Origin of the sequence: Winogradskyella bathintestinalis (genome assembly GCF_030407435.1) — a bacterium.
Lineage (GTDB): Bacteria > Bacteroidota > Bacteroidia > Flavobacteriales > Flavobacteriaceae > Winogradskyella > Winogradskyella bathintestinalis.
Map to the genome: position 1 here is coordinate 1 of NZ_JASDDK010000007.1, position 21,992 is coordinate 21,992.

General features: G+C 33.5%; 15 protein-coding genes, 2 tRNA genes and 1 rRNA gene. 14 read left to right on the top strand and 4 right to left on the bottom strand.

Features of this window, described 5'->3' with window-relative positions; all coding sequences use genetic code 11:
• Both rrf and QMA06_RS14380 read left to right on the top strand, forming a co-directional pair.
• A 5S ribosomal RNA gene (rrf, locus tag QMA06_RS14375) occupies positions 1 to 110 on the top strand.
• 94 nt (positions 111 to 204) lie between these two features.
• The gene (locus QMA06_RS14380) at positions 205 to 2,643 is read left to right on the top strand and encodes a helix-turn-helix domain-containing protein (protein ID WP_290207594.1); all 2,439 of its coding nucleotides are present in this window, start codon (positions 205 to 207) and stop codon (positions 2,641 to 2,643) included.
• A 443-nt stretch (positions 2,644 to 3,086) separates the two neighbouring features.
• Here QMA06_RS14380 and QMA06_RS14385 read toward each other — a convergent pair whose 3' ends face one another.
• A complete protein-coding gene (locus QMA06_RS14385) occupies positions 3,087 to 4,229 on the bottom strand; it encodes an acyl-CoA dehydrogenase (protein WP_290207595.1) in 1,143 nt (380 codons plus the stop codon).
• A 91-nt stretch (positions 4,230 to 4,320) separates the two neighbouring features.
• On the opposite strand from QMA06_RS14385, the gene QMA06_RS14390 reads away from it, so the two are divergent.
• The 10 genes from QMA06_RS14390 (at position 4,321) to QMA06_RS14435 (ending at position 12,748) form a co-directional block, all read left to right on the top strand.
• Positions 4,321 to 5,394: an anhydro-N-acetylmuramic acid kinase gene (locus QMA06_RS14390; protein WP_290207596.1), complete on the top strand. Its 1,074-nt coding sequence runs from the start codon at positions 4,321 to 4,323 to the stop codon at positions 5,392 to 5,394.
• A 68-nt stretch (positions 5,395 to 5,462) separates the two neighbouring features.
• Positions 5,463 to 6,689, top strand: coding sequence for a Glu/Leu/Phe/Val dehydrogenase dimerization domain-containing protein (locus QMA06_RS14395; RefSeq protein WP_290207672.1), 1,227 nt, complete (start codon positions 5,463 to 5,465; stop codon positions 6,687 to 6,689).
• A gap of 12 nt (positions 6,690 to 6,701) precedes the next feature.
• The gene (nhaD, locus tag QMA06_RS14400) at positions 6,702 to 8,093 is read left to right on the top strand and encodes a sodium:proton antiporter NhaD (RefSeq protein ID WP_290207597.1); all 1,392 of its coding nucleotides are present in this window, start codon (positions 6,702 to 6,704) and stop codon (positions 8,091 to 8,093) included.
• Positions 8,094 to 8,166: 73 nt separating this feature from the next.
• Complete coding sequence (locus tag QMA06_RS14405) at positions 8,167 to 8,862, top strand: MotA/TolQ/ExbB proton channel family protein (RefSeq protein ID WP_290207598.1); 696 nt, start codon at positions 8,167 to 8,169, stop codon at positions 8,860 to 8,862.
• Between the two features lie 4 nt (positions 8,863 to 8,866).
• A complete protein-coding gene (locus QMA06_RS14410; RefSeq protein WP_178989878.1) occupies positions 8,867 to 9,259 on the top strand; it encodes an ExbD/TolR family protein in 393 nt (130 codons plus the stop codon).
• A 75-nt stretch (positions 9,260 to 9,334) separates the two neighbouring features.
• Complete coding sequence (locus QMA06_RS14415; RefSeq protein ID WP_290207599.1) at positions 9,335 to 10,231, top strand: energy transducer TonB; 897 nt, start codon at positions 9,335 to 9,337, stop codon at positions 10,229 to 10,231.
• Between the two features lie 3 nt (positions 10,232 to 10,234).
• Positions 10,235 to 11,452 carry a bifunctional folylpolyglutamate synthase/dihydrofolate synthase gene (locus tag QMA06_RS14420; RefSeq protein WP_290207600.1) on the top strand — a complete coding sequence of 406 codons (1,218 nt, stop codon included), beginning with the start codon at positions 10,235 to 10,237 and terminating at the stop codon, positions 11,450 to 11,452.
• A 63-nt stretch (positions 11,453 to 11,515) separates the two neighbouring features.
• A tRNA-Val gene (locus tag QMA06_RS14425) sits at positions 11,516 to 11,590 on the top strand.
• A gap of 282 nt (positions 11,591 to 11,872) precedes the next feature.
• Positions 11,873 to 11,947, top strand: a tRNA-Val gene (locus QMA06_RS14430).
• Positions 11,948 to 12,349: 402 nt separating this feature from the next.
• Entirely contained in the window at positions 12,350 to 12,748 is a 399-nt protein-coding gene (locus QMA06_RS14435; protein ID WP_290207601.1) for a VOC family protein, read from the top strand.
• 223 nt (positions 12,749 to 12,971) lie between these two features.
• Here QMA06_RS14435 and QMA06_RS14440 read toward each other — a convergent pair whose 3' ends face one another.
• Complete coding sequence (locus QMA06_RS14440) at positions 12,972 to 13,700, bottom strand: phosphatase PAP2 family protein (protein ID WP_290207602.1); 729 nt, start codon at positions 13,698 to 13,700, stop codon at positions 12,972 to 12,974.
• Between the two features lie 337 nt (positions 13,701 to 14,037).
• Between QMA06_RS14440 and QMA06_RS14445 the strand changes: the two genes are divergently transcribed.
• Positions 14,038 to 14,598, top strand: a complete 561-nt coding sequence (locus QMA06_RS14445; RefSeq protein WP_290207603.1) for a phosphatase PAP2 family protein — start codon at positions 14,038 to 14,040, stop codon at positions 14,596 to 14,598.
• Between the two features lie 96 nt (positions 14,599 to 14,694).
• On the opposite strand, the gene QMA06_RS14450 is transcribed toward QMA06_RS14445, so the two are convergent.
• Positions 14,695 to 15,975 carry a UDP-N-acetylmuramoyl-tripeptide--D-alanyl-D-alanine ligase gene (locus QMA06_RS14450; protein WP_290207604.1) on the bottom strand — a complete coding sequence of 427 codons (1,281 nt, stop codon included), beginning with the start codon at positions 15,973 to 15,975 and terminating at the stop codon, positions 14,695 to 14,697.
• Between the two features lie 65 nt (positions 15,976 to 16,040).
• The gene (gene gldJ, locus QMA06_RS14455; protein WP_290207605.1) at positions 16,041 to 17,723 is read right to left on the bottom strand and encodes a gliding motility lipoprotein GldJ; all 1,683 of its coding nucleotides are present in this window, start codon (positions 17,721 to 17,723) and stop codon (positions 16,041 to 16,043) included.
• A gap of 323 nt (positions 17,724 to 18,046) precedes the next feature.
• Here gldJ and porU point away from each other — a divergent pair, with 323 nt between their 5' ends.
• Positions 18,047 to 21,913 (top strand): type IX secretion system sortase PorU, encoded by a 3,867-nt coding sequence (gene porU / locus QMA06_RS14460; protein ID WP_290207606.1) that lies wholly within the window; start codon positions 18,047 to 18,049, stop codon positions 21,911 to 21,913.
• Positions 21,914 to 21,992: the final 79 nt, after the last annotated feature.

Consider the following 21,992-nt stretch of genomic DNA (forward strand, 5'->3'; position numbering starts at 1 on the left):
TAAGGTGGTTATAGCGACGGGGCTCACCTCTTACCATTCCGAACAGAGTAGTTAAGCCCGTTTGCGCCGATGGTACTGCTTTACTGTGGAAGAGTAGGTCGCCGCCTTTTTTAGAAACCCTTACTATGTTTATAGTAAGGGTTTTTTTGTTTATCTACTAAAAGAACTTTTTACTATCTTCAAACTTTAGATCCTATACCAAGTATGAAAGAAAACAAAGAATTAAATTTAGCTTGGAATTTTGTAAATAATACCAATAGAAACATTTTCTTAACAGGTAAAGCGGGTACTGGGAAAACTACTTTCTTGCATAAATTAAAAATGCAATCGCAAAAACGAATGGTAATTGTTGCTCCAACTGGTGTAGCTGCTATTAATGCAAAGGGTGTAACTATTCATTCTTTTTTTCAATTACCTTTTGGACCTATTCTGCCTGATTCAGATTTAAAATCTTCGACTGGATTTAATAGAAAGTTCAGTAAAACAAAAATTAATATAATTAAATCCTTAGACCTATTAGTTATAGATGAAATTAGTATGGTTAGGGCTGATTTATTAGATGGTATTGATAAAACATTAAGACGTTTTAAAAATAGAAATTTGGTATTTGGTGGCGTGCAATTACTAATGATAGGAGATCTTCAACAATTATCTCCAGTAATAAAAGAACATGAATGGAGATTATTAAGTTCTTATTACAAAAATGCCTTCTTTTTTAGTAGTCACGCATATAATAATAGCAATGCTTTAGTTATAGAATTAAAACAAATTTATAGACAAGATAATCCTGTTTTTATTAATATTTTAAATGAAATTAGAAACAATCAACTAAGTCAACATTCTGCACAAGAATTAAATAAACGATACTTGCCTAATTTTGAACCGAAGGAAGATGAAGGTTATATTTCTTTAACAACACATAATAATAAGGCACGACAAACTAATCTGGTAGAATTAGAAAAACTAGATACTAAATCACGTACCTATAAAGCAAAAATACAAGGCAATTTTCCTGAGCATTCGTATCCGAATAAAGAAGAATTAACATTAAAGGAGGGGGCACAAGTGATGTTTATTAAAAACGATAGTTCTGAAGAAAAGCGTTACTTTAATGGAAAAATAGGTAAAGTTGTTTTATTGGATAAAGATGAAGTTATTATTAACTGTCCAGATGATGACTTTAATATTGTAACTAAGCCTGAAATTTGGGAAAATATAAAATACACAGTAGATTCTGAGACCAAAGCAATTTCAGAGGATAAAATTGGCAGTTACACCCAAATGCCATTACGGTTGGCATGGTCTATTACCATACATAAAAGTCAAGGTTTAACTTTTGAAAAAGCCATTATAGATGCGCAAGGAGCATTTGCTCATGGTCAAACTTATGTAGCACTAAGTCGCTGTAAGTCGCTTGAAGGTTTGGTTTTAAAAAGTAAAATCACACCAAATCAAATTATAAGTGACGGTAATGTGATTTCGTTTAACAGGGATGCAGAAGCCAACCAACCTACTGATGACATTCTGCTACATTCGCAAAAGATATTTCAACTCGATTTAATTTCAGACATCTTTAATTTCTATAAATTTTTATATCCTATAGATAGAATTTTGGATATTTATTACAAAAACAGAGCTAGTATAGAAGGTTCTATTGATTCCTCTCTATTAGCTATAAAAGATAGTGTAACTCACTTATTAAAAGTTAGTAATACATTTAAAAGTCAATTGAAATCAATCGATAGTACCTCTGAAATACCAGAATCGAATTCGGCACTACAAGAACGTTTTGTTAAAGCCATCAGCTATTTTCAAGAGCAAACAAAATCATCAATTGAAACGTCACTAAAGTCTTTAGGTTTCACAACCGATAATAAAACTGTCGAAAAAGATATCAATAAACAGTTAGAGACTCTAGAAGAATTATTGACAGCCAAGTTGCTATATTTTGAAGGTCTACAAACAGGTTTTAACATGCATCAGTTTTTAGAATTAAAAGCTAAATCGGTATTTCTAGGAAAAGAAAAACCTAAAAAACAACGAAAAGCTGTTGTAGATGGCACTACTAATGTTGCCCTTTTTGAATTATTAAGAGAACTTAGAAATCAAATTGCCAATAGAGAAGATCTCGTGCATTTTCAGGTTTTTACTCAAAAATCTTTATATGCTATGTGTGAAACCTTACCCACAACGCGACAAGAACTTAAAGCCATTCATGGCATGGGAAAAACACGAATTACAAAATACGGTAAAGAAATTTTAAATGTCATTATAAATTATTGCGATGAAAATGATATTGAAGTTTCAGATGAACCCATAACCATTGAAGTTCAAGAACCTAATAAGCGCAAAAGTGATACCAAGAAGATTTCCTTAGACCTGTATAAAACTGGAAAATCCATAGAGCAAATTGCCATGGAACGTGAGTTAAATGTAAATACTATTTTTGGACATTTAGCAACTTTTATAGCTTCAGGTGAAATAGAAATTACTAGTTTAATATCTAAAAAGCATTATACAGAATTGAAGGAACTTATTCCGACTAAAACTTTTGATAATCTGTCAGATTTAAAACATCAGTTAGACGATAAATATTCTTATGGTGAACTAAGATTGGTATTGCAAGTCCTCGAAAATGTCTAAATTAATATTACTCTACGATTACGTATTTTACTAAATAACCATTCGTTTATTATTATCAATAAAATCGAAGTGATTAAGACATATCCAAAGCACCATACTACCATAAGCTATGTAGCAACACTGTTTTTAGGATAGATCATTATTCATATTTAATTCTACTAAATAAAAAAGAACTTGTCGTAAATTAACGATTGGACTATTGGTTTTAAATATTAAAAATCGAGTTTCAGTCAAAAAGAATATTATAATCTATCTTATTGTACATGGAGGCCGAAAATTAAATTATAGATTCTAGAGGATTAGAAGAAATGTTAAAATTTTAAAAAATCCTGCACGCTTGATTGAGTGCCAAAAAAATTTGTATTTAAGCTTATCTTTATGGTTCATAAAAAAACCCATCATAAAACAATGATGGGCTCTAAAATTTGGTATTTTATATGATATTATTCCTTTATCAAACCACGAGAAATAACAATTTTTTGTATTTCTGACGTTCCTTCGTAAATCTGGGTAATTTTTGCATCACGCATTAATCGCTCTACATGGTATTCTTTCACAAACCCATTTCCACCATGAATCTGCACGGCTTCAACCGTATGTTCCATGGCCACTTTACTCGCATAAAGTTTAGCCATAGCACTAGACATGTCGTAATTATTTCCTTGGTCTTTGTCCCAAGCAGCTTTCATTACTAACATTCTAGCTGCTTCAATTTCTGTGTGCATATCAGCCAATTTAAATGCAATGGCTTGATGATTACAAATTTCGGTTCCGAAAGCTTTACGTTCCTTAGAATATTTTAAAGCCAATTCATATGCTCCGGCAGCAATACCTAAAGCTTGTGCTGCAATACCTATTCGACCTCCAGAAAGCGTTTTCATAGCAAATCTAAATCCAAATCCATCATCACCAATCCGATTTTCTTTTGGTACCTTAACATCATTAAACTGTAAAGTATGAGTATCACTTCCTCTAATTCCTAATTTATCTTCTTTAGGACCAATATCAAAACCAGGCATTCCTTTTTCAATGATAAATGCATTTATACCGTGAGATCCTTTATGTTTGTCAGTTTGAGCAATAACTAAATAGATTTCTGCGCGCCCACCATTTGTAATCCAGTTTTTAGTACCATTTAAAACATAATGGTCACCTTTATCAATCGCTGTGGTTCTTTGCGAAGTTGCATCACTACCTGCTTCTGGTTCACTTAAACAAAATGCTCCGATACACTCGCCTGTAGCTAATTTGGTTAAATATTTTTCTTTCTGTGCCTCATTGCCATAGGCTTCAAGGCCATAACATACCAGAGAATTATTTACAGAAACCATTACAGAAGCAGAAGCATCAATTTTAGATAGTTCTTCCATAATCAGCACATAAGAAATGGCATCCATACCACTTCCTCCATACTTGGGATCTACCATAATTCCTAAAAACCCCAATTCACCCATCTTACGGACTAACTCATCAGGAAATGTTTGAGCATTATCTCGCTCTATAACTCCTGGAAGTAATTCAGTTTGTGCAAAATCTCGCGCAGCGTCGCGAATCATTAAATGTTCTTCTGTTAAATTAAAGTCCATAAACTATCGTAATTATTGATTTCTTTAAAATTTCATGCAAAGATAATTTTTTATTGCAGTATTTTCAATAAGTAATATTATTTTTACTAATATGACAAAATCAGATTATAAGGTTATAGGGGTAATGTCTGGAACTTCTTTAGACGGTATCGATATAATCTATGCTACCTACACCTATAATAAGTTTTGGGAATTTGAAATTGAATATGCTGAAACCATAGCGTATCCTAAGACATGGCACTCAATTTTAAGTAAGTTGGTGAAAACTTCAATAAATAATCTGCAAACAATTGATAATGCATATACTGAATATTTAGCGCAGACTATTTTAGATTTTATAAATAGAAACCATCTTGAAGCCATAGATTTTATTGCTTCGCATGGACATACTGCTTTACATCAACCTGAAAATACACTCACTTATCAAATAGGAAATCAACAACTTTTAGCAGAAAAACTAAACCGAAAGATTGTATGTGATTTTAGAGTACAAGATGTTAAACTTGGTGGACAAGGTGCCCCTTTGGTACCAATTGGTGATCAATTGCTATTTAAGGATTATGATTATTGCCTTAATCTCGGGGGTTTCGCTAATATATCTTACGAACGTAATAACGAGAGAATCGCTTTTGATATATGTCCAGTTAATATTGTTCTAAATTATTATGTTTCCAATTTAGGTTTAGCATACGACGATAATGGTCATTTAGCTTCAACCGGAAACGTACAATACGATTTATTGGTTCAACTCAACGAACTCGATTTCTATAAAGAACAGCCACCAAAATCGTTGGGTTTAGAATGGGTTCAATTTAATTGTTTTGCTATAATAGATGCTCGTCAAATTGAAATTAAAGATATATTAAGAACTTATGTTGAGCATATTGCTATTCAAATTTCAAAAATATTAAGTCATACAAATTCTAGAGTTTTGGTTACGGGAGGTGGCGTATATAATAAATTTTTAATGCAAAGAATTCGGACGCTTTCGAATGCTATAATAAGTATTCCTGATAATGAAATCGTAGAATATAAAGAGGCCTTAATTTTTGGGTTGCTGGGTATTCTTAAAGATAGAGGTGAAGTGAATTGTTTAAAAAGTGTAACAGGAGCTACAAGAAACCATTCGTCAGGAAAAATTATGTATCCTGAAATGCAAAATTAATAACTATTTCACTTTTTAGCTTATAGAGTTTTTTATATTTGTTACAACTAAATAAACAACAAAAATTGATAAAAGATCTACTTCAGAAATACGAAAACAAAGCTCCAGAAATCGTATTTCATTGGAACGACTCTGAAACAGATGCAGAGGGTTGGACTGTAATAAACTCATTGCGAGGCGGAGCAGCAGGAGGAGGAACACGAATGCGAAAAGGATTAGATAGAAATGAAGTGTTATCTCTAGCTAAGACGATGGAAGTAAAATTTACGGTTTCAGGTCCTGCAATCGGAGGCGCAAAATCTGGAATTAACTTCGATCCTCAAGATCCACGTAAAAAAGGTGTTTTAGAGCGATGGTATGCGGCCGTTTCTCCACTGTTAAAAAGTTATTATGGTACGGGTGGCGATTTAAATGTTGATGAAATTCACGAGGTTATCCCCATCACAGAAGAAAGTGGTGTATGGCATCCGCAAGAAGGTGTTTTTGAAGGTCATTTTAAACCTACAATAGCTGACAAAATTAATAGAATTGGTCAGTTAAGGCAAGGAGTTATTAAGGTTATAGAAAATTCTGATTACTCTCCAGACGTTAATAAAAAATATACGGTGGCAGATATGATCACTGGTTATGGTGTTGCCATTGCAGCAAAACATTTTTACGATATAAATGGATACACTATAAAAGGAAAACGTGTCATTGTTCAAGGTTTTGGTAATGTTGGTGCCGCTGCGGCTTTCTATTTTGCCCAGATGGGTGCTAAAGTAGTAGGTATAATTGACAAAATGGGCGGCTTAATTAATGAAGAAGGATTTTCATTTAAAGAAATTACGGATTTATATCTTGATAAAAATGGAAATACTTTAATTGCAGAAAATTTAATCCCATTTAAAGAAATCAATGAAAAAATCTGGTCTTTAAAGGCGGAAGTATTCGCACCTTGTGCAGCTTCTCGATTGGTAACTAAAGACCAAATAGATCAAATGATTTCTACAGGTTTAGAAGTTATTACCTGTGGTGCAAATGTGCCTTTTGCAGATAAAGAAATATTTTTCGGCCCTATTATGGAATATACGGACCAAAAGATTAGTTTAATACCAGATTTTATTTCAAACTGTGGTATGGCTCGTGTATTTGCCTATTTTATGGAACGCAGAGTACAAATGACTGATGAAGCCATTTTTAAAGACACTTCCAAAGTTATACGAAAAGCGCTAAAAGAAGTACATAAAAATAACCCAACCACAATAGGCATTAGCGAAACAGCTTTTGAAATTGCATTGAGACAATTAATATAAATCCCTTAAGATATGGAAACTGTAATAATTCTTGTATTCGTTATTGGCTATTTGGCTATAACCTTAGAGCATAATATTAAAATCGATAAATTAATTCCAGCTTTAGTGATGATGGCAATTAGCTGGGCTTTAATTTCGTTGGGTGTTGATGGATTTTCGCAATGGTTTGATTCGGCAAATCATAATTTAATGGAAAATTTTGGTTTATTAGGTCATGAAGAAAAGATGCATCTTATGGAAGAGACCTTACTTCATCATTTAGGCAAAACCGCAGAAATTTTAGTGTTCTTGCTAGGAGCAATGACCATCGTTGAAATTATAGATTATTTTGACGGGTTTTCCACTATTAAAAACGCCGTAAATTTTAATAGTAGAAGAAAATTGCTATGGATGTTCTCTATCTTAGCTTTTATCCTTTCAGCAATTATTGATAACCTAACAGCTACGATTGTGTTAATTTCAATACTTCAGAAAATAGTAAAGGAACGAGATGTAAGAATTTGGTATGCAGGTTTAATTATTATTGCTGCCAACGCAGGCGGAGCGTGGTCTCCTATAGGAGATGTTACTACGACAATGTTATGGATTGGTGATAAGGTATCTACAGGTAAACTGTTTGTGTATTTATTTATTCCATCTTTATTATGTATGGTAGTTCCCACTTTCATCGCTTCACTTCTTAAACCTTTTAAAGGCGATTTAGAACTACAGGAAGCTACAGATAAACCAAAAAACAAGTATAGTTCTACTATGTTATTCTTAGGACTTGGAGCTATAATTTTTGTGCCAATTTTTAAAGTCATTACGCACTTACCTCCTTATGTAGGTATGATGCTCTCATTAGGGGTTGTGGCAATTTTTGCAGAAATTTATAGTAATTCAAAATTTGCCATTTCTGAAGTGGTATCGGAAGAGCACACGCAAAATGCAAGCCATAGTCCCGTACATCATTCCTTATCTAAAATTGAATTGCCAAGTATTTTATTCTTCTTAGGGATATTAATGGCTGTGGCCGCATTAGAATCATTAGGTATATTGTTCAACTTTGCAGGATCCTTGCAAGAATCAATGCCAATGTTAGGTACTGAGTTTCATCATGAAGGTGTGTCAGATTTAGTCGTATTACTTTTAGGTGTGGGGTCTGCAGTTATAGACAATGTGCCGTTAGTGGCTGCCAGTTTAGGGATGTTTTCGGAACCAATGGATAATGAGCTATGGCATTTCATTGCGTATTCTGCCGGTACAGGAGGAAGTATGCTAATTATCGGTTCAGCAGCTGGTGTAGTTGCTATGGGAATGGAAAAAATAGATTTCTTTTGGTATTTAAAGAAAATATCTTGGTTGGCTTTTATCGGCTTTATTGCTGGTGCAGCCGCCTTTATGGTAACAAGATCTATTTTTTAATATACTTAAGCCAAAAACACAACGTTATAACAACAAGAATTAAAATTCAAACATTTTATTTAAATAAATTAGTATGATATCATTAAGTACTATTCAAGATGAAGCAGAAGTTTTAACGGATGGAGAATCCGTTGAAAAAACCTTGTCTATAATTGAATTGATTACAAGTGGAGGCACATCAGGAATTGTTATTATTCTGATTTTATTCCTTTTATTAGTTGTAGCTATTTATATTTATTTTGAACGCATTTTTGCAATTAAAGCAGCATCAAAGGTCGATTCTAATTTTATGAATCAAATAAAGGACCATGTCAGTAACGGAAAGATAGATTCGGCCCAAATGTTATGTGCTCAGCAAAATTCGCCTGTATCTAGATTAATCGCCAAAGGTATTACAAGGATAGGAAAACCTTTGGAAGATATTAATACCGCCATTGAAAACGCTGGACGACTAGAAATATATAATCTTGAAAAAAACGTAAGCGTTTTAGCAACAATCTCTGGAGTTGCACCAATGATTGGTTTCTTAGGAACTGTGGTTGGGATGATTATTTCAATTTTTGAACTGGCAAATGCTGGGGGCACCATTCAAATGGATGTTCTTGCCAGTGGGTTATATACCGCAATGACTACAACCGTAGGCGGACTTATTGTTGGTATTGTGGCTTACGTGGCTTATAACCATGTTGTAGGACGATCAAACAAAGTCGTTTACCAAATGGAAGCTAATTCTATTGAGTTTTTAGATCACCTAAACGAACCAATCTAAATTTATGAACATAAGAGGAAGAAATAAAGTAACACCAGAATTTAATTTCGCGTCCATGACGGATATTGTGTTCTTGTTATTAATCTTTTTTATGATAGCATCAACATTGGTCAGTACAAATGCGATTGATATTATTTTGCCAAAAGCAAGTGGTAAAACAGAAAATAAAAAATCGACAGCAGTAAGTATCAAAAAAGATTTAACCTATTATATCGATCAGAAACGTGTTGGTGAAAGTGTTTTAGAAACGCAATTGTTATCAATACTTTCAAACCAAGAATCACCAACTATTGTTTTACGGGCGGAAAAATCTGTTCCTGTAGAGAATGTCGTGAAAGTAATGGATATAGCCAATCGGAATAAATTTAAAGTGATATTAGCGGTACAGCCGAATTAGCGGTATTGATTTAAGAATGATTTAATAACCGCAAAGATTTAAAAAACTGAGAGGTTTAAAAATAGTAACAATAAAGTGAAATACCTACACACCAAACACGAACGCAATTCAGCAAGAATCACAGTCCTCATTTCTTTGATTCTGCTGTTGTTATTGTTTGTTGTTGGTCCTCAATATATGGATCCACCAGAAGAATATGGTGTTGCTGTTAATTTTGGAACTACGGATTTAGGTAGTGGTAACAAACCGTTGAGTGAACCACGTAAAGCGGTTGAAGATAAAATTGTAGAAGAAAGTGCTGTAGAAGAAGTGCAGCCAGAAGAATCTCAAGTCACACCAGCTGAAGCTTCAACGAAGGCAGAAGAAGTATTAACACAAGATAATGCGGAAGATATTGCCATAAAAAAACAAAAAGAAGCAGAGGCAAAAGTGAAAGCCGCAGAAGCTAAAGCTAAAGCAGAGGCAAAAGCAGCAGCAGAAAAAGTAGAGCGTGAAAAGCGTGAGGCTGAAGAAAAGAAACGTGCAGAAGATGCTGAGAAAAAAAGAAAGCTAGATGCGCTTATTGGTGGCGTAAAAAATGCTGAAGGAAATACCGATGGAGGAGAAGGACCAGATAGTCAAGGGGGGAATAAAGGGCAACTAGATGGTGATCCGTATGCTCCAAGTTATTTTGGTGGTTCCGGTCCTGGAAAGGGTGGTGTTGGTTATGGATTAGGGGGTCGTGGTAAGCCATCACGCCAAATTTATGAGCAAGATTGCAACGAATATGGTTTAGTGGTTGTTCAGATTAAAGTTAATCGTCAAGGGAAAGTTATAAGTGCGGAACCTGGTATTAAAGGTACTACCAATAAGCACCCATGTTTATTAGAGCCAGCACGGAAGATAGCCATGTCTCATAAGTGGCCTTCAGATCCAGACGCACCAACAACACAAGTTGGCTTTGTGAGTATTAACTTTGATGTAGGTCAGTAACTCATGAATTATCTAGATACCGTTAATTGGATGTTTCAGCAGCTTCCAATGTATCAAAATAAAGGTAACTCAGCTTTTAAAAAGGATTTAACAAATACTATTAATTTAGCGAAACATCTCAATCATCCTGAGAATACATTTAAATCTGTACACGTTGCAGGTACAAATGGTAAAGGTTCTACGAGTCACATGTTGGCATCAATATTTCAAGAATCAGGTTATAAAGTAGGACTATATACCTCTCCACATTTAAAAGATTTTCGAGAGCGCATTCGAATCAATGGAAAAGTTATAACAAAACAAGCAGTTATAGGTTTCATTAAAAAAAATAAATCGTTTTTTGAAGCACATCAATTATCGTTTTTCGAAATGACTGTTGGCATGGCTTTCGATTATTTTTCCAAACAACAAGTTGATATTGCTGTAATTGAAGTTGGATTGGGCGGACGATTAGATTCTACAAACATCATAACACCAGAACTATCTATTATCACCAATATTGGATTAGATCATACTCAAATGTTAGGGAATACGCTTAAAATGATAGCAGGAGAGAAAGCAGGAATTATAAAAGCTAATGTTCCGATTGTGATTGGTGAAACCCATTTAGACACAGAAGAGGTATTTCAAAATAAAGCAAAAGAAACCCAGTCTGATATTTACTTCGCTGATCAGCAGATTAAGACGATTTTCGAAAGTGATCTAACAGGGTCTTACCAAATTCACAATATTAAAACGGTACTGCAATCAGTAAATGTGTTAAAATTAAAAGGATTTAACATTACAGCTAAGCATACAAAAGCAGGCCTATTAAATGTCGTTAAAAATACGGGGCTGCGAGGACGTTGGCAGGTTTTAAATAATGAGCCTAAAATTATATGTGATACGGCTCATAATAAAGAAGGATTATTATATGTGTTTAAACAAATTCAAAATGAAGATTATAAGCAACTTCATATCGTTTTTGGGGTTGTTAATGATAAGGATTTAGATACAATTATTCCGTTAATGCCCAAAGAAGCTATTTATTATTTTTGTAAACCTAATATACAACGTGGATTAAATGCTGAAATATTAAAAGATTTATTTAGAAATCATGAATTACTAGGGGAGTCTTATTTTAGTGTTAATGAAGCTCTAACTTGCGCAAAATCAAACGCTAATAAACAGGATTTAGTTTATGTTGGCGGAAGCACTTTTGTAGTTGCAGAAATAATTTAATTTTTTTTTCGAAAAATGTTTTGAGATATTAAAAACTAGAGTATATTTGCATTCCGATTTAGAGGGCGCGTAGCTCAGTTGGTTCAGAGCACTTGGTTTACACCCAAGGGGTCAGGGGTTCGAATCCCTTCGCGCCCACAACAAAAAGAATCCCGATTTACTTTTGTAAATCGGGATTTTTGCTTCAGAAAGGTATACCAAGCTAAAGACTTGAATCTTACTTTTTGAAGCAAAAATCTTAAGAATAGCTCTAGCGATTGGTTCTTTCTTTTTTTTGCAAGAGTGGTTACGTTCGGTGATATTCACTTTCTTTAAATGGAAGTTGCAGAATTAAAGTTGTTTCCAAATAAAAACAATAAAAACTTTTAGAACAGAGTTTCATAATATTTAGGGAAACCGTATTTTTGATATTAATAAATAGGGTCATTAACTCAGTTGGTTCAGAGTGTCACGTCGACAACGTGGAAGTCACTGGTTCGAATCCAGTATGACCCACATCATACAAAAATCCGCATATATGTGCGGATTTTTTTAATTTATAAAAACTCTTATAGTAAGGCCTGATAGGTATTTATTATTAACGAAAAAAAATAATCGCTTATTATAATTACTTGTTGAAAGTCTGTTGTCCAGAAGTCTAATTAATCTGTATTATTTACCAACATACTCTGAAATCCTAATCTAATAAAAAACGTTTTATTAAAAGTCTACGGTAATAACGGAATGTGAATAAAGTATTATTGTATAATCAAGCTAACAGGTTCTTGGTAATTTAAATTTTAAGTTGGCTAGTGTCAATAAGGAAATGAGCAATAAAAAGAATTAAAACAGCTAAACTGTCATAATTGATTAATTTAAATTGAAGTTCAAAACTAGTTGAATTAAAATATATAAATTATGAAAGTACAAGCATATCTATCGTTTAAAGGAAACTGTCAGGAAGCTCTCAATTATTATAGCGACATATTTGACGCTGAAATAGTAAACCGTCAGACCTATGAAGATAAAAAAATAGATGTTCCTTCTTCATACAGGAATAATCTTCAGCATGCCGAATTAAAAGGAAAGAATATCCATTTTATGGCCTACGATGCATCACCAGACACACCACTTAATAGCGGAAATCAGATTCATATGAGTGTTGATGTGACAGATAATTCTAAAGGAAAAGAACTATTCGAATCCTTATCGAAAGGCGGTCAAGTACACCACAATTATCGTGAACGTGAATGGGGTTATTTTGGTCGTTGTACTGATAAATACGGTATTGGTTGGATGGTGAATTATAATAATTAATATTTACAGCATACAATTGTTTATAAAACCTTTTGATTTTTGTCAAAAGGTTTTTTTAGGTATTATAATAATTAATAATTGATTTTTTAAAATAGGTTGTTCTATTCTGTCTTCGTTTTTATAGATACCACGTTATTTATAGTGATACTTTATGAGCATTTATAGCTGAGATGAAAAAGAATACATTGAATATATAACGGCAATGTTATATGAATTAAAACATTTAAGTCTTAGGATCTCGTCTAAATACACGAATAAAATTAAAAATAAGAGCACAGAGGATAACCCATATAAAACCTGCGATAAAACCTCCTAAAATATCTGAAGGAAAATGTACGCCAAGATAAATACGGCTTATACCGATACTTAATATTAGAAATGATAATAATATAATAATGATTGTTTTTGAGATAGGGTTGATTTTAAATCGGTAAAATAAATAGATTAAAAAGCCATAAAATGCCATTGCCGTCATCGCATGTCCGCTCGGATAGCTTAAAGTTTCCACTGTGACCAAATGTTCTAATTCTGGCCTAGATCTATTGATGATTTTCTTAAGAATAACATTAGATGATAAGGCTAGAACCAATACAATACTAAGTTGTATTACATATTGCCAATTTTTAAATATTAAGATAAAGGATAGGTTACAAAGTATAAAGACCACTAAATAGCCGTAAACATCGCCAACATTAGTTATAAAGATAAAATAATCGGTTAGTGTAGCATTTCTAAAAGAGTGAATATATGTGGATGTATTTGTGTCGAATTCACCCAAAGTTGTCGTCTTTAAATTCTCTGTTAACTCGACAAATATTTTGATCCCACCTACGACTAGAAGAATCGCAATAATAGAAAGAATGATATAGGGTAATTTGTCGTCATATTTTTTGAATAATCGTGATAACAATTGTCTAAATTGATGTATTAGTGATCGTATTTCGTTTTGCATAGTTACTTTATTATAATTTTAAAACGTTATAATATAGAATTAAAAGATAAACTCTTTAATTGAAACTACCTTACGTAGGTATAGATTTCTTTACAAAACTACTATGTAATTAATCAAAAGAAACAATGATCTGAAAAATTCTATTAAGTATGATATTATATGAATTCTTTTCATTAATATAAAGTATTATTTAACAATTCTGGCTTGTTTTTGAATTTTACACGAAATGGTTTTTCTGAAAATAATAGCATTATACTCATATTATTGAGTAAAATGTAATGTAACATGAAGAACTTTTAGAACAGCACAAATAATTAATATGCTTTTAATCAATTATTTGAAAAAGATAGTAAATGTATGCTTAATAATAATTTTAGGTACGATACCGCTACGAGCCCAAGACACGCGTGAAACATCGCCGCAAGTAGGAGCTACACAAAAAATAGGTGATGTTATCTTGTATGTGCTGCCCTTAGCCTCAATAGGGACATCTTTTGTGATAGGTGACGAGAAAGGGGCTTGGCAGTTTGCTAAAGGACTTATAATCACTGAAGCTGTTACTTATGGCTTAAAATACGGTATTAACAAGCGAAGACCAGATAATAGTAATGATAATGCTTTTCCATCTGGTCATACCTCCACTGTGTTTCACAGTGCTGGGTATATTCATATACGCTATGGATTGAAATATAGTATTCCGGCATACACACTTGCTGGCTTTACAGCTGCAAGTAGAATTGATTCAAAAAAACACGATATCCTCGATGTCTTGGCTGGTGCGGCAATAGGGCTTGGTAGTAATTTATTATTTACATCAACGTACCAACGAGAGCGAATGGAGCTCAGTTTTAATAATAATGACGGCTACTATCTTTTAGGGTTCAACTATACTTTTTAAATTGAATGTATTTATGCATTCGATGTAATCTATTTGATTGGGGTATTGTATTTATGCAGCCAGTTAGTTTCAAATTATGCTCTATTTATATAAAATTTATATATAGTCTAAAATTCGTTCTAAAGCCATGCCACGCGATCCTTTAATTAAAACTGTAGCGTGGTGAAGTTCTAAGTTTTTTAAAATTGGTTTTAAATCTTCAAAATTTGAAAATTTCAAGGTCGATGCTTTTGTTGTAGTTTTATAGAAGTTAGTTCCAATGACGTAGATATTGTCTTCAAAATTACGTTCTATAAAATCTATAATTCCCTGATGTTCTTTTTCGGCTTCTGCTCCCAACTCAAACATATCACCAAGAAATAGAAACTTTTTTTCTGATCTTAGTTGTTTTAGATTCTTAAGAGCGGCCAACATACTTGTTGGGTTCGCATTATAGGCGTCAAGAATAATTTTTGTACTACCTTTTTCGACAATTTCAGACCTATTATTAGTAGGGTGGTAATTTTCAATAGCCTTTTTTATGTCGTTAGTTTTTACATCGAAGTGTTTCCCGATTGCAACAGCCACTGCAATATTGCCGTAATTGTAATCGCCTAACAGTTGACTTTCTATTTTAACCTCATTGTAAATTAATGATACATAAGGATGAGCACTGTCATATGTGACCACACAATTATTATTTAATTGAGACCCGAATGTAACGCGGTTTTCATAATCGCCCATTTGAATGACTTGTGTCTCATCATCAGTACAAATAAATGCTGTTTTTTCGTGCTGTTTTAGATACTCATATAATTCTGATTTGGCCTTTATAACACCTTTAATACTGCCGAAACCTTCTAGGTGTGCTTTTCCAAAATTGGTGATTAAACCAAAATCTGGTTGAGCAATATTACATAAAAACTCAATTTCATTTTGATGATTCGCACCCATTTCAACAATGCCGAAATCCAAGTCATCCGTGAAACTTAATAACGTTAAGGGTACGCCGATATGATTGTTTAGGTTGCCAACAGTAGCTTTTACTTTGTAGGTAGTGTTCAATACGGCATTAATAAGTTCTTTGGTGGTTGTTTTACCATTACTACCGGTTAATGAGATAATACGAATATTAATCGCTTTTCTATGAAGGGTGGCTAATTGTTGTAGAGTGCTTAATACATCGTCTACTAGAATACACTTAGTGTTCAATAAAGCATTTTTATCATCAACAACGCAATATTTTACCCCACCGTCAATTGCTTTCTGTACAAACTTATTACCATCAAAATTATCGCCTTTAAGAGCGAAGTACATGCAGTTTTGCTGCAGTTTTCTGGTGTCTGTAGAAACAGTAGAACAGGTTTTGAATTTGTGATATAAGTATTCGATTTTCATAGGCTTAAAAATAAAAAAGTCCTGATAAATTTATCAGGACTTTTCTAAATATTATTTAACGTTTATTAATTACGTCTTTTTCCACCTTTATTACTCTTAGAGCCAACTCTAGAAACGGCACATCTAAAACCGATATCATCTGTTGCCATATCTTGTGGGAAATAGCGACGTTGTGCAGGATCTATCCAATATGCTCTATCTCTCCATGATCCGCCTTTGTAAACTCTTACTTCGTCATTAATTAAAGACGTTCTGCTATTAGATTGATCATATTCTCTAATTAACCTACCTCCAGAAGAATCTACTTCAACTGTATGCTTTGGTGAATTATACATTTTTCCAGTAGCACTTTTTGCTTCTCCATCAGTTTCTTCAAAACTTTCTCTGTAATAACGAGAAGAACGCTTATCTCCATCTCTAAAGTTTCTGTTGTCACTCTGGCTGAAGTTTGTTCTTAAATAGGTTTCTTCTTCATCAACAGGAATTCTTGCAACTTCACCAGGTAAATCCCTCGCTACAATTTTACCGTTACTTAAAGTGTCATAAACAATTTCTTCCGCGGTTACAATTTTTACGGTACCGTCTTCATTAATCGCGTTTTTAGAATATACATTTCCTCTATAATAGTTAAAGTCATTAAACTCATCATCTACGATAGGTCTATATACATCAGCAACCCATTCAGAAACATTACCCGCCATATCATACAATCCGTAATCGTTAGGAGCATAAGTTTTTACTTCTGCAGTAATATCAGCTCCGTCATCAGACCAACCAGCAATTCCTCCATAATCACCTTTTCCTTGCTTAAAGTTAGCCATTTGATCTCCACGATTTACACGTTTTCCAGATCTTGTATATTGTCCATCCCATGGATATTTTTTACGGCCTCTATATACATTAAACTGGCGTAATTCACTCATACCTAAAGCGGCATATTCCCATTCAGCTTCAGTAGGTAATCTATACTTAACAGGTATTAAGCCAGATTCTCTATCAGCGTACACATTAATTGGGTTACCATCGGCATCTGTTTGTTGTCTACGTTGTCCGCCTTCTAAAACTTCAGAATTTCCACCATAAGTTTGAGATGGTGCATTAATATAGGTATCTGTACTAAATGTGCTTTCTGCACTTACATCAGTATACTGTGCATCTCTTTTAATATAACCAGCTTCTTGTAATGACATTTCTGCAACACGGTCAGTTCTCCAATTAGCATACTCTACAGCTTGAATCCAACTAACACCTACTACTGGATAATTTGCATAACCCGGATGACGTAAATAGTTTTCTGTCATCATTTCGTTGTAGCCTAAACGATTTCTCCATACTAAAGTGTCTGGCAGAGCTCCCTTATATATTAAAGAAAAATTAGGATCGTCAGGTGGATATACATTTTTTAAATAATCTAAATAAAATAAATAATTTACATTAGTAACTTCAGTCTCATCCATGTAAAATGACTGAATGTGCTGTTGATTTGGAGTATTATTCCAATCGTGCATTGGATCATCACCAACTTTACCCATGGTAAAAGTACCACCTTCTATGAAAGCAGTTCCAGGAGGGGTTTCCTGTTCTTTAAACTGAGTATTGTACTGAAAACCTCCTTGTTTATCATTGATTTTCCAGCCTGTGGCACTATCTACATTGCCAGAATTAGAAGAACGATTGCAGCTTACAATTGAAGCACAAAGCGTTATTGCTAATAAAAATTTTAAGTTTGAGACATGTTTCATATCCATACGTTTAAGTAAGCTCTGTTAATTTTAGAGTTGCAATATAGTAATTAAAGGTAAACTGACAACTTTTTTTTTCGTCTAAATACAAAAAAAGATGTATTTCATCCTTTTTTTTGAACATAACAACGGATTTTTGACAATTTATCGGTGTATTTCGCTCTTTAATAACGACAGTGGAAATGAATTATTGTTGTATTTTTGAAATAAAAATTTTGAGGTCATAATATCATGCATTAATAGCCGTTATTTTATTGTAAAATTTATTTAACTTTTATTATAATCGCGCTTTGTAGTATTTACAACAGAATAACAAGGAAAAGGAATACATGAAAAATTGCTATTTAATCATTCTGCTCTTTATATCTATGCTTTGTTTTTCGCAACAAAAGCAATTTAATATTAAATGGGATGGAAACATATTGTTAGAAACCGCGTTTAATACAATTGAAGTACCCGCTTTTGATGCTGATCATTTTAGTTACAATGAAACGAAAGGACTAACCTTCTTTGCTCAATGGGAAAGTAATGGTGGCTCTATTGATGAAAATTCTATTCAATTAACTAATGTGGTTTATGAAACTATTTCTAAGACTGAATTAAAAGATTTAAACGTTGAATTAATCCCAAACTCACCCACCTATAACTTAACCAATACCAATGCTAGAGATAAACGCGCTCATTATTTAGAACTGAGTCCTATTATTAAGGACCGAGGCTCTTATAAAAAAATTAAATCTTTTACGATTAATTACAGCTCAGGTTTTGGACGTTCGGGAAATTCTACAATGGGTGTAAACGACATTTCGAGTTCTGTTTTAAGCACAGGACAATGGTATCGTTTTTATATAGAAGAATCTGGTGTATTTAAATTAACGCGCAATTTTTTAGAGAGTCTAGGAGTTAATACTAATGGTGTAGACCCTAGAAATATTAAGGTTTTTGGAAACGGAGGACGCATGTTGCCTTTAGAGAATTCTGCAAATTATCCCTTTGATGTTGTAGAAAACGCTATCAAATTTGTTGGTGAGGAAGATGGAAGTTTTGATAATAATGATTATATCCTTTTATATGGTGAAGGACCTAAAACGTACAATGAGGAGAGCGAAACAAACATAAATTTGTTTACTGATAAAACGTATTATTACGTTAATATAAGCTCGGGTTTGGGCAAACGTATCCAGCCTATGCCTACAATCAGCAGCGCAGCGGATTTTCAGGTTAGCACCTTTCAAGATTACCAATTTTATGAAGTAGACGAATATAATCTTGCGAAATTAGGACGTAAATGGTTTGGTGATGATTTTGATGTTGAAAATCAACGTACCTATGAGTTTGAATTCCCAAACTTAGTGGCTACTGCGCCGGTCGATTTTAAAATTGTAATTGGTTCTGTTTCGGAAGTTCCGACAACTATGCAGATTGGGATAAATGGTAATAACGTTTCAAATTTAAACTTAGGAACAATCACTCCTGGTTCTGTGTTAGGTACAGATAGAACTTATTCCGGGGCTCATAGTATTTCGTCAGATGAAGTTTCCGTAGTATTAGATTATAACAATAGTGGAAATCCGTCATCAAATGCCTTTTTAAATTATATTAATATAGAAGCAACCCGAAACTTAATTTACGAAGGGGATCAACTAGTTTTTAAAAATAGAGAGGTTATCACTACACCAGGAATTGCGGAATACAATATTACTAATACGTCTAACGTATCAGAAATTTGGGATATTTCCGATCGCTTTAATATAAGGAGTACGATAAATGCTACTAATGAAAGCGCAATGAACTTTAAAGCGCAATCTGGAGAGGAAAGAACCTATGTAGCATTTTCTAATGCTAACGTTTTACAGCCTTTAAAGGAGGCGAGATCTGCTGTAGCCAATCAAGATTTAAAAGGTACCATTTTTAATAATGCACAAGGTCAGTTTGAAGATATTGATTATATCATTTTGGCACCTTCTCAATTTGTGCCTCAAGCCGAACGTTTGGCACAAATTAATAAAGATCAATATAATCTAAACGTGAAAGTTGTTGAGTTACAAACAATTTATAATGAATTCAGCACGGGAAGTCAGGACATTGCAGCATTAAGAAATTTTGTAAAATATGTTTACGATAATGCGAGTAGTCCGAGTAAACGATTAAAATATTTGTGTCTATTTGGTGATGGCTCATATGATTATAAAAACAGAATACGAAATAACACCAATTTAGTACCGTCTTGGTACACAAAATCTAGTTTCAGTTTAGTAAATTCTTTTGTGTCCGATGATTTTTATGCCATGTTAGATGATAATGAAGGTGGCATGGCTACAAATATCGATCGCATGGATATTGCTGTTGGAAGAATATTAGCAGAAGATGTTCAGCGCGCTACCGAAATGGTTGATAAAATAAAATCGTATTACCAACCAGATGCGTACGGAAGTTGGCGAAATAATATTGTACTTATTTCCGATGATGTTGATGATGCTGGTGAAGATGCCTTACAGCGGACAACCGATAATTTAGGAACGGCTATAGATGACGAAAAACCATTTTTAAATGTAGTTAAAATCCATTCAGATGCTTTTGAACAGGAGTCCTCTGCAGCTGGTAATCGTTATCCTAAAGTCAATAAAGCCATAAAAGATGCGATTGAAGTGGGGGCGTTAGTTGTTAACTATTTTGGCCATGGTGGAGAAGATGGCATTGCTCAAGAAAGAATTTTCGATAAGTTCGATTCCCAAGAAGTTAACAATATCTGCAAATATAATTTATTTGTTACTGTAACCTGTGAATACACCAAATTTGATGACCCACAACGAGATACGGCTGGCGAGTTTACCTTTTGGAATAAAAACGGAGGATCTATCGGCTTAATAACCACCACACGACAAATATTTCTTAATGTAGGTAGGAACTTTAATAACGAGCTTGACGACTATTTATATAATTTCGGATCTAATGAAAACACATCCATTGCAGAGGCCTTACGCTTAACCAAAATAGACAATAATATTAGTGGTTCTAGTCAAAAACGATTAGTGTTTTTTATCGGTGATCCAGCCATGAAATTAGCATTTGCCAAGCCAGATATTAAATTAACTAAAGTAAATGATGTAGCAATTACACAACCAATAGATACACTTAAAGCTTTAGCTTATACTAAATTAGCTGGTGAGGTTGTAGATGCTAATGGAAATTTATTATCCAATTATAACGGTAAATTAACGGCAACGGTTTTCGACAAACGCATAGAGCGGCAAACGTTAGGAAATGATGGGGCTACTGATGCTGATGGCTTAATAATAATGGATTTTACTACGTTAGGCGAAGTTGTGTTTAAGGGACAGGCAAGTGTCGTTAATGGTATTTTTGAGTTCGATTTTGTAGTACCTAGAGATATTGGTATCCCTGTCGGAAATGGTAAGGTCAGTTTTTATGCGCAAACAAATAATCCGCTTACTGATCAAGCAGGGGCGAGTTTCGATGTGGAGATAGGAGGCATCAACGAAAATGCTCCAACAGATAATATTGGTCCAGTGATCAATTTATACATGAATGATGAAAATTTCGTTTCTGGTGGTATCACCAACGAGTCACCTTCCTTATTAGCAAAACTTCAGGACGATAATGGCATTAACACCGCTAGTGGAATAGGCCACGATATTATTGCTATTATAGATGGTGATGAGACCAATCCTGTAGTGTTGAATAGCTATTATCAAGCTAACATAGACGATTATACCAATGGCGCCGTTACCTATCCGTTCAGAGATTTAGAACCAGGTTTGCATACATTGACTTTAAGAGCTTGGGATGTTTATAATAATTCGTCCACAGCGGAAATTCAATTTATGGTTTTCGATGAAGATGAAGAATTAGTGGTTAATAATGTGCTTAATTATCCAAACCCTTTTGTCAGTTATACCGAGTTTTGGTTTAATCACAATAGTTCCGAGCCTTTAGATATCTCGGTACAGATTTTCACAATTTCAGGAAAGTTGGTTAGAACAATAAATGGACAAACGAGTGCAGATGAACTATGTCTAACAGGCACATCCACGTTATCTAGAAGTATTATTTGGGATGGGAGAGATGATTTTGGTGATAAAATAGGAAAAGGAGTGTATGTCTATAAACTAAAAGTGAAATCTAACCGTTTAAATAAACAAGTTGAAAAAATTCAGAAACTTGTGATATTATAAAATTGATTTAAACTTTTGTTTTTAAGCAAAAAGTGAAAGTTTAAATAAAAATATATATTTGCAATCGAATTAATGCAGC

Excerpts from the sequence above, each read along its gene's own strand:
- QMA06_RS14380 (WP_290207594.1), top strand. The coding sequence starts at position 205 with ATGAAAGAAAACAAAGAATTAAATTTAGCTTGGAATTTTGTAAATAAT.
- QMA06_RS14385 (WP_290207595.1), bottom strand. The coding sequence starts at position 4,229 with ATGGACTTTAATTTAACAGAAGAACATTTAATGATTCGCGACGCTGCG.
- QMA06_RS14390 (WP_290207596.1), top strand. The coding sequence starts at position 4,321 with ATGACAAAATCAGATTATAAGGTTATAGGGGTAATGTCTGGAACTTCT.
- nhaD (WP_290207597.1), top strand. The coding sequence starts at position 6,702 with ATGGAAACTGTAATAATTCTTGTATTCGTTATTGGCTATTTGGCTATA.
- QMA06_RS14405 (WP_290207598.1), top strand. The coding sequence starts at position 8,167 with ATGATATCATTAAGTACTATTCAAGATGAAGCAGAAGTTTTAACGGAT.
- QMA06_RS14410 (WP_178989878.1), top strand. The coding sequence starts at position 8,867 with ATGAACATAAGAGGAAGAAATAAAGTAACACCAGAATTTAATTTCGCG.
- QMA06_RS14420 (WP_290207600.1), top strand. The coding sequence starts at position 10,235 with ATGAATTATCTAGATACCGTTAATTGGATGTTTCAGCAGCTTCCAATG.
- QMA06_RS14435 (WP_290207601.1), top strand. The coding sequence starts at position 12,350 with ATGAAAGTACAAGCATATCTATCGTTTAAAGGAAACTGTCAGGAAGCT.
- QMA06_RS14440 (WP_290207602.1), bottom strand. The coding sequence starts at position 13,700 with ATGCAAAACGAAATACGATCACTAATACATCAATTTAGACAATTGTTA.
- QMA06_RS14450 (WP_290207604.1), bottom strand. The coding sequence starts at position 15,975 with ATGAAAATCGAATACTTATATCACAAATTCAAAACCTGTTCTACTGTT.
- gldJ (WP_290207605.1), bottom strand. The coding sequence starts at position 17,723 with ATGGATATGAAACATGTCTCAAACTTAAAATTTTTATTAGCAATAACG.
- porU (WP_290207606.1), top strand. The coding sequence starts at position 18,047 with ATGAAAAATTGCTATTTAATCATTCTGCTCTTTATATCTATGCTTTGT.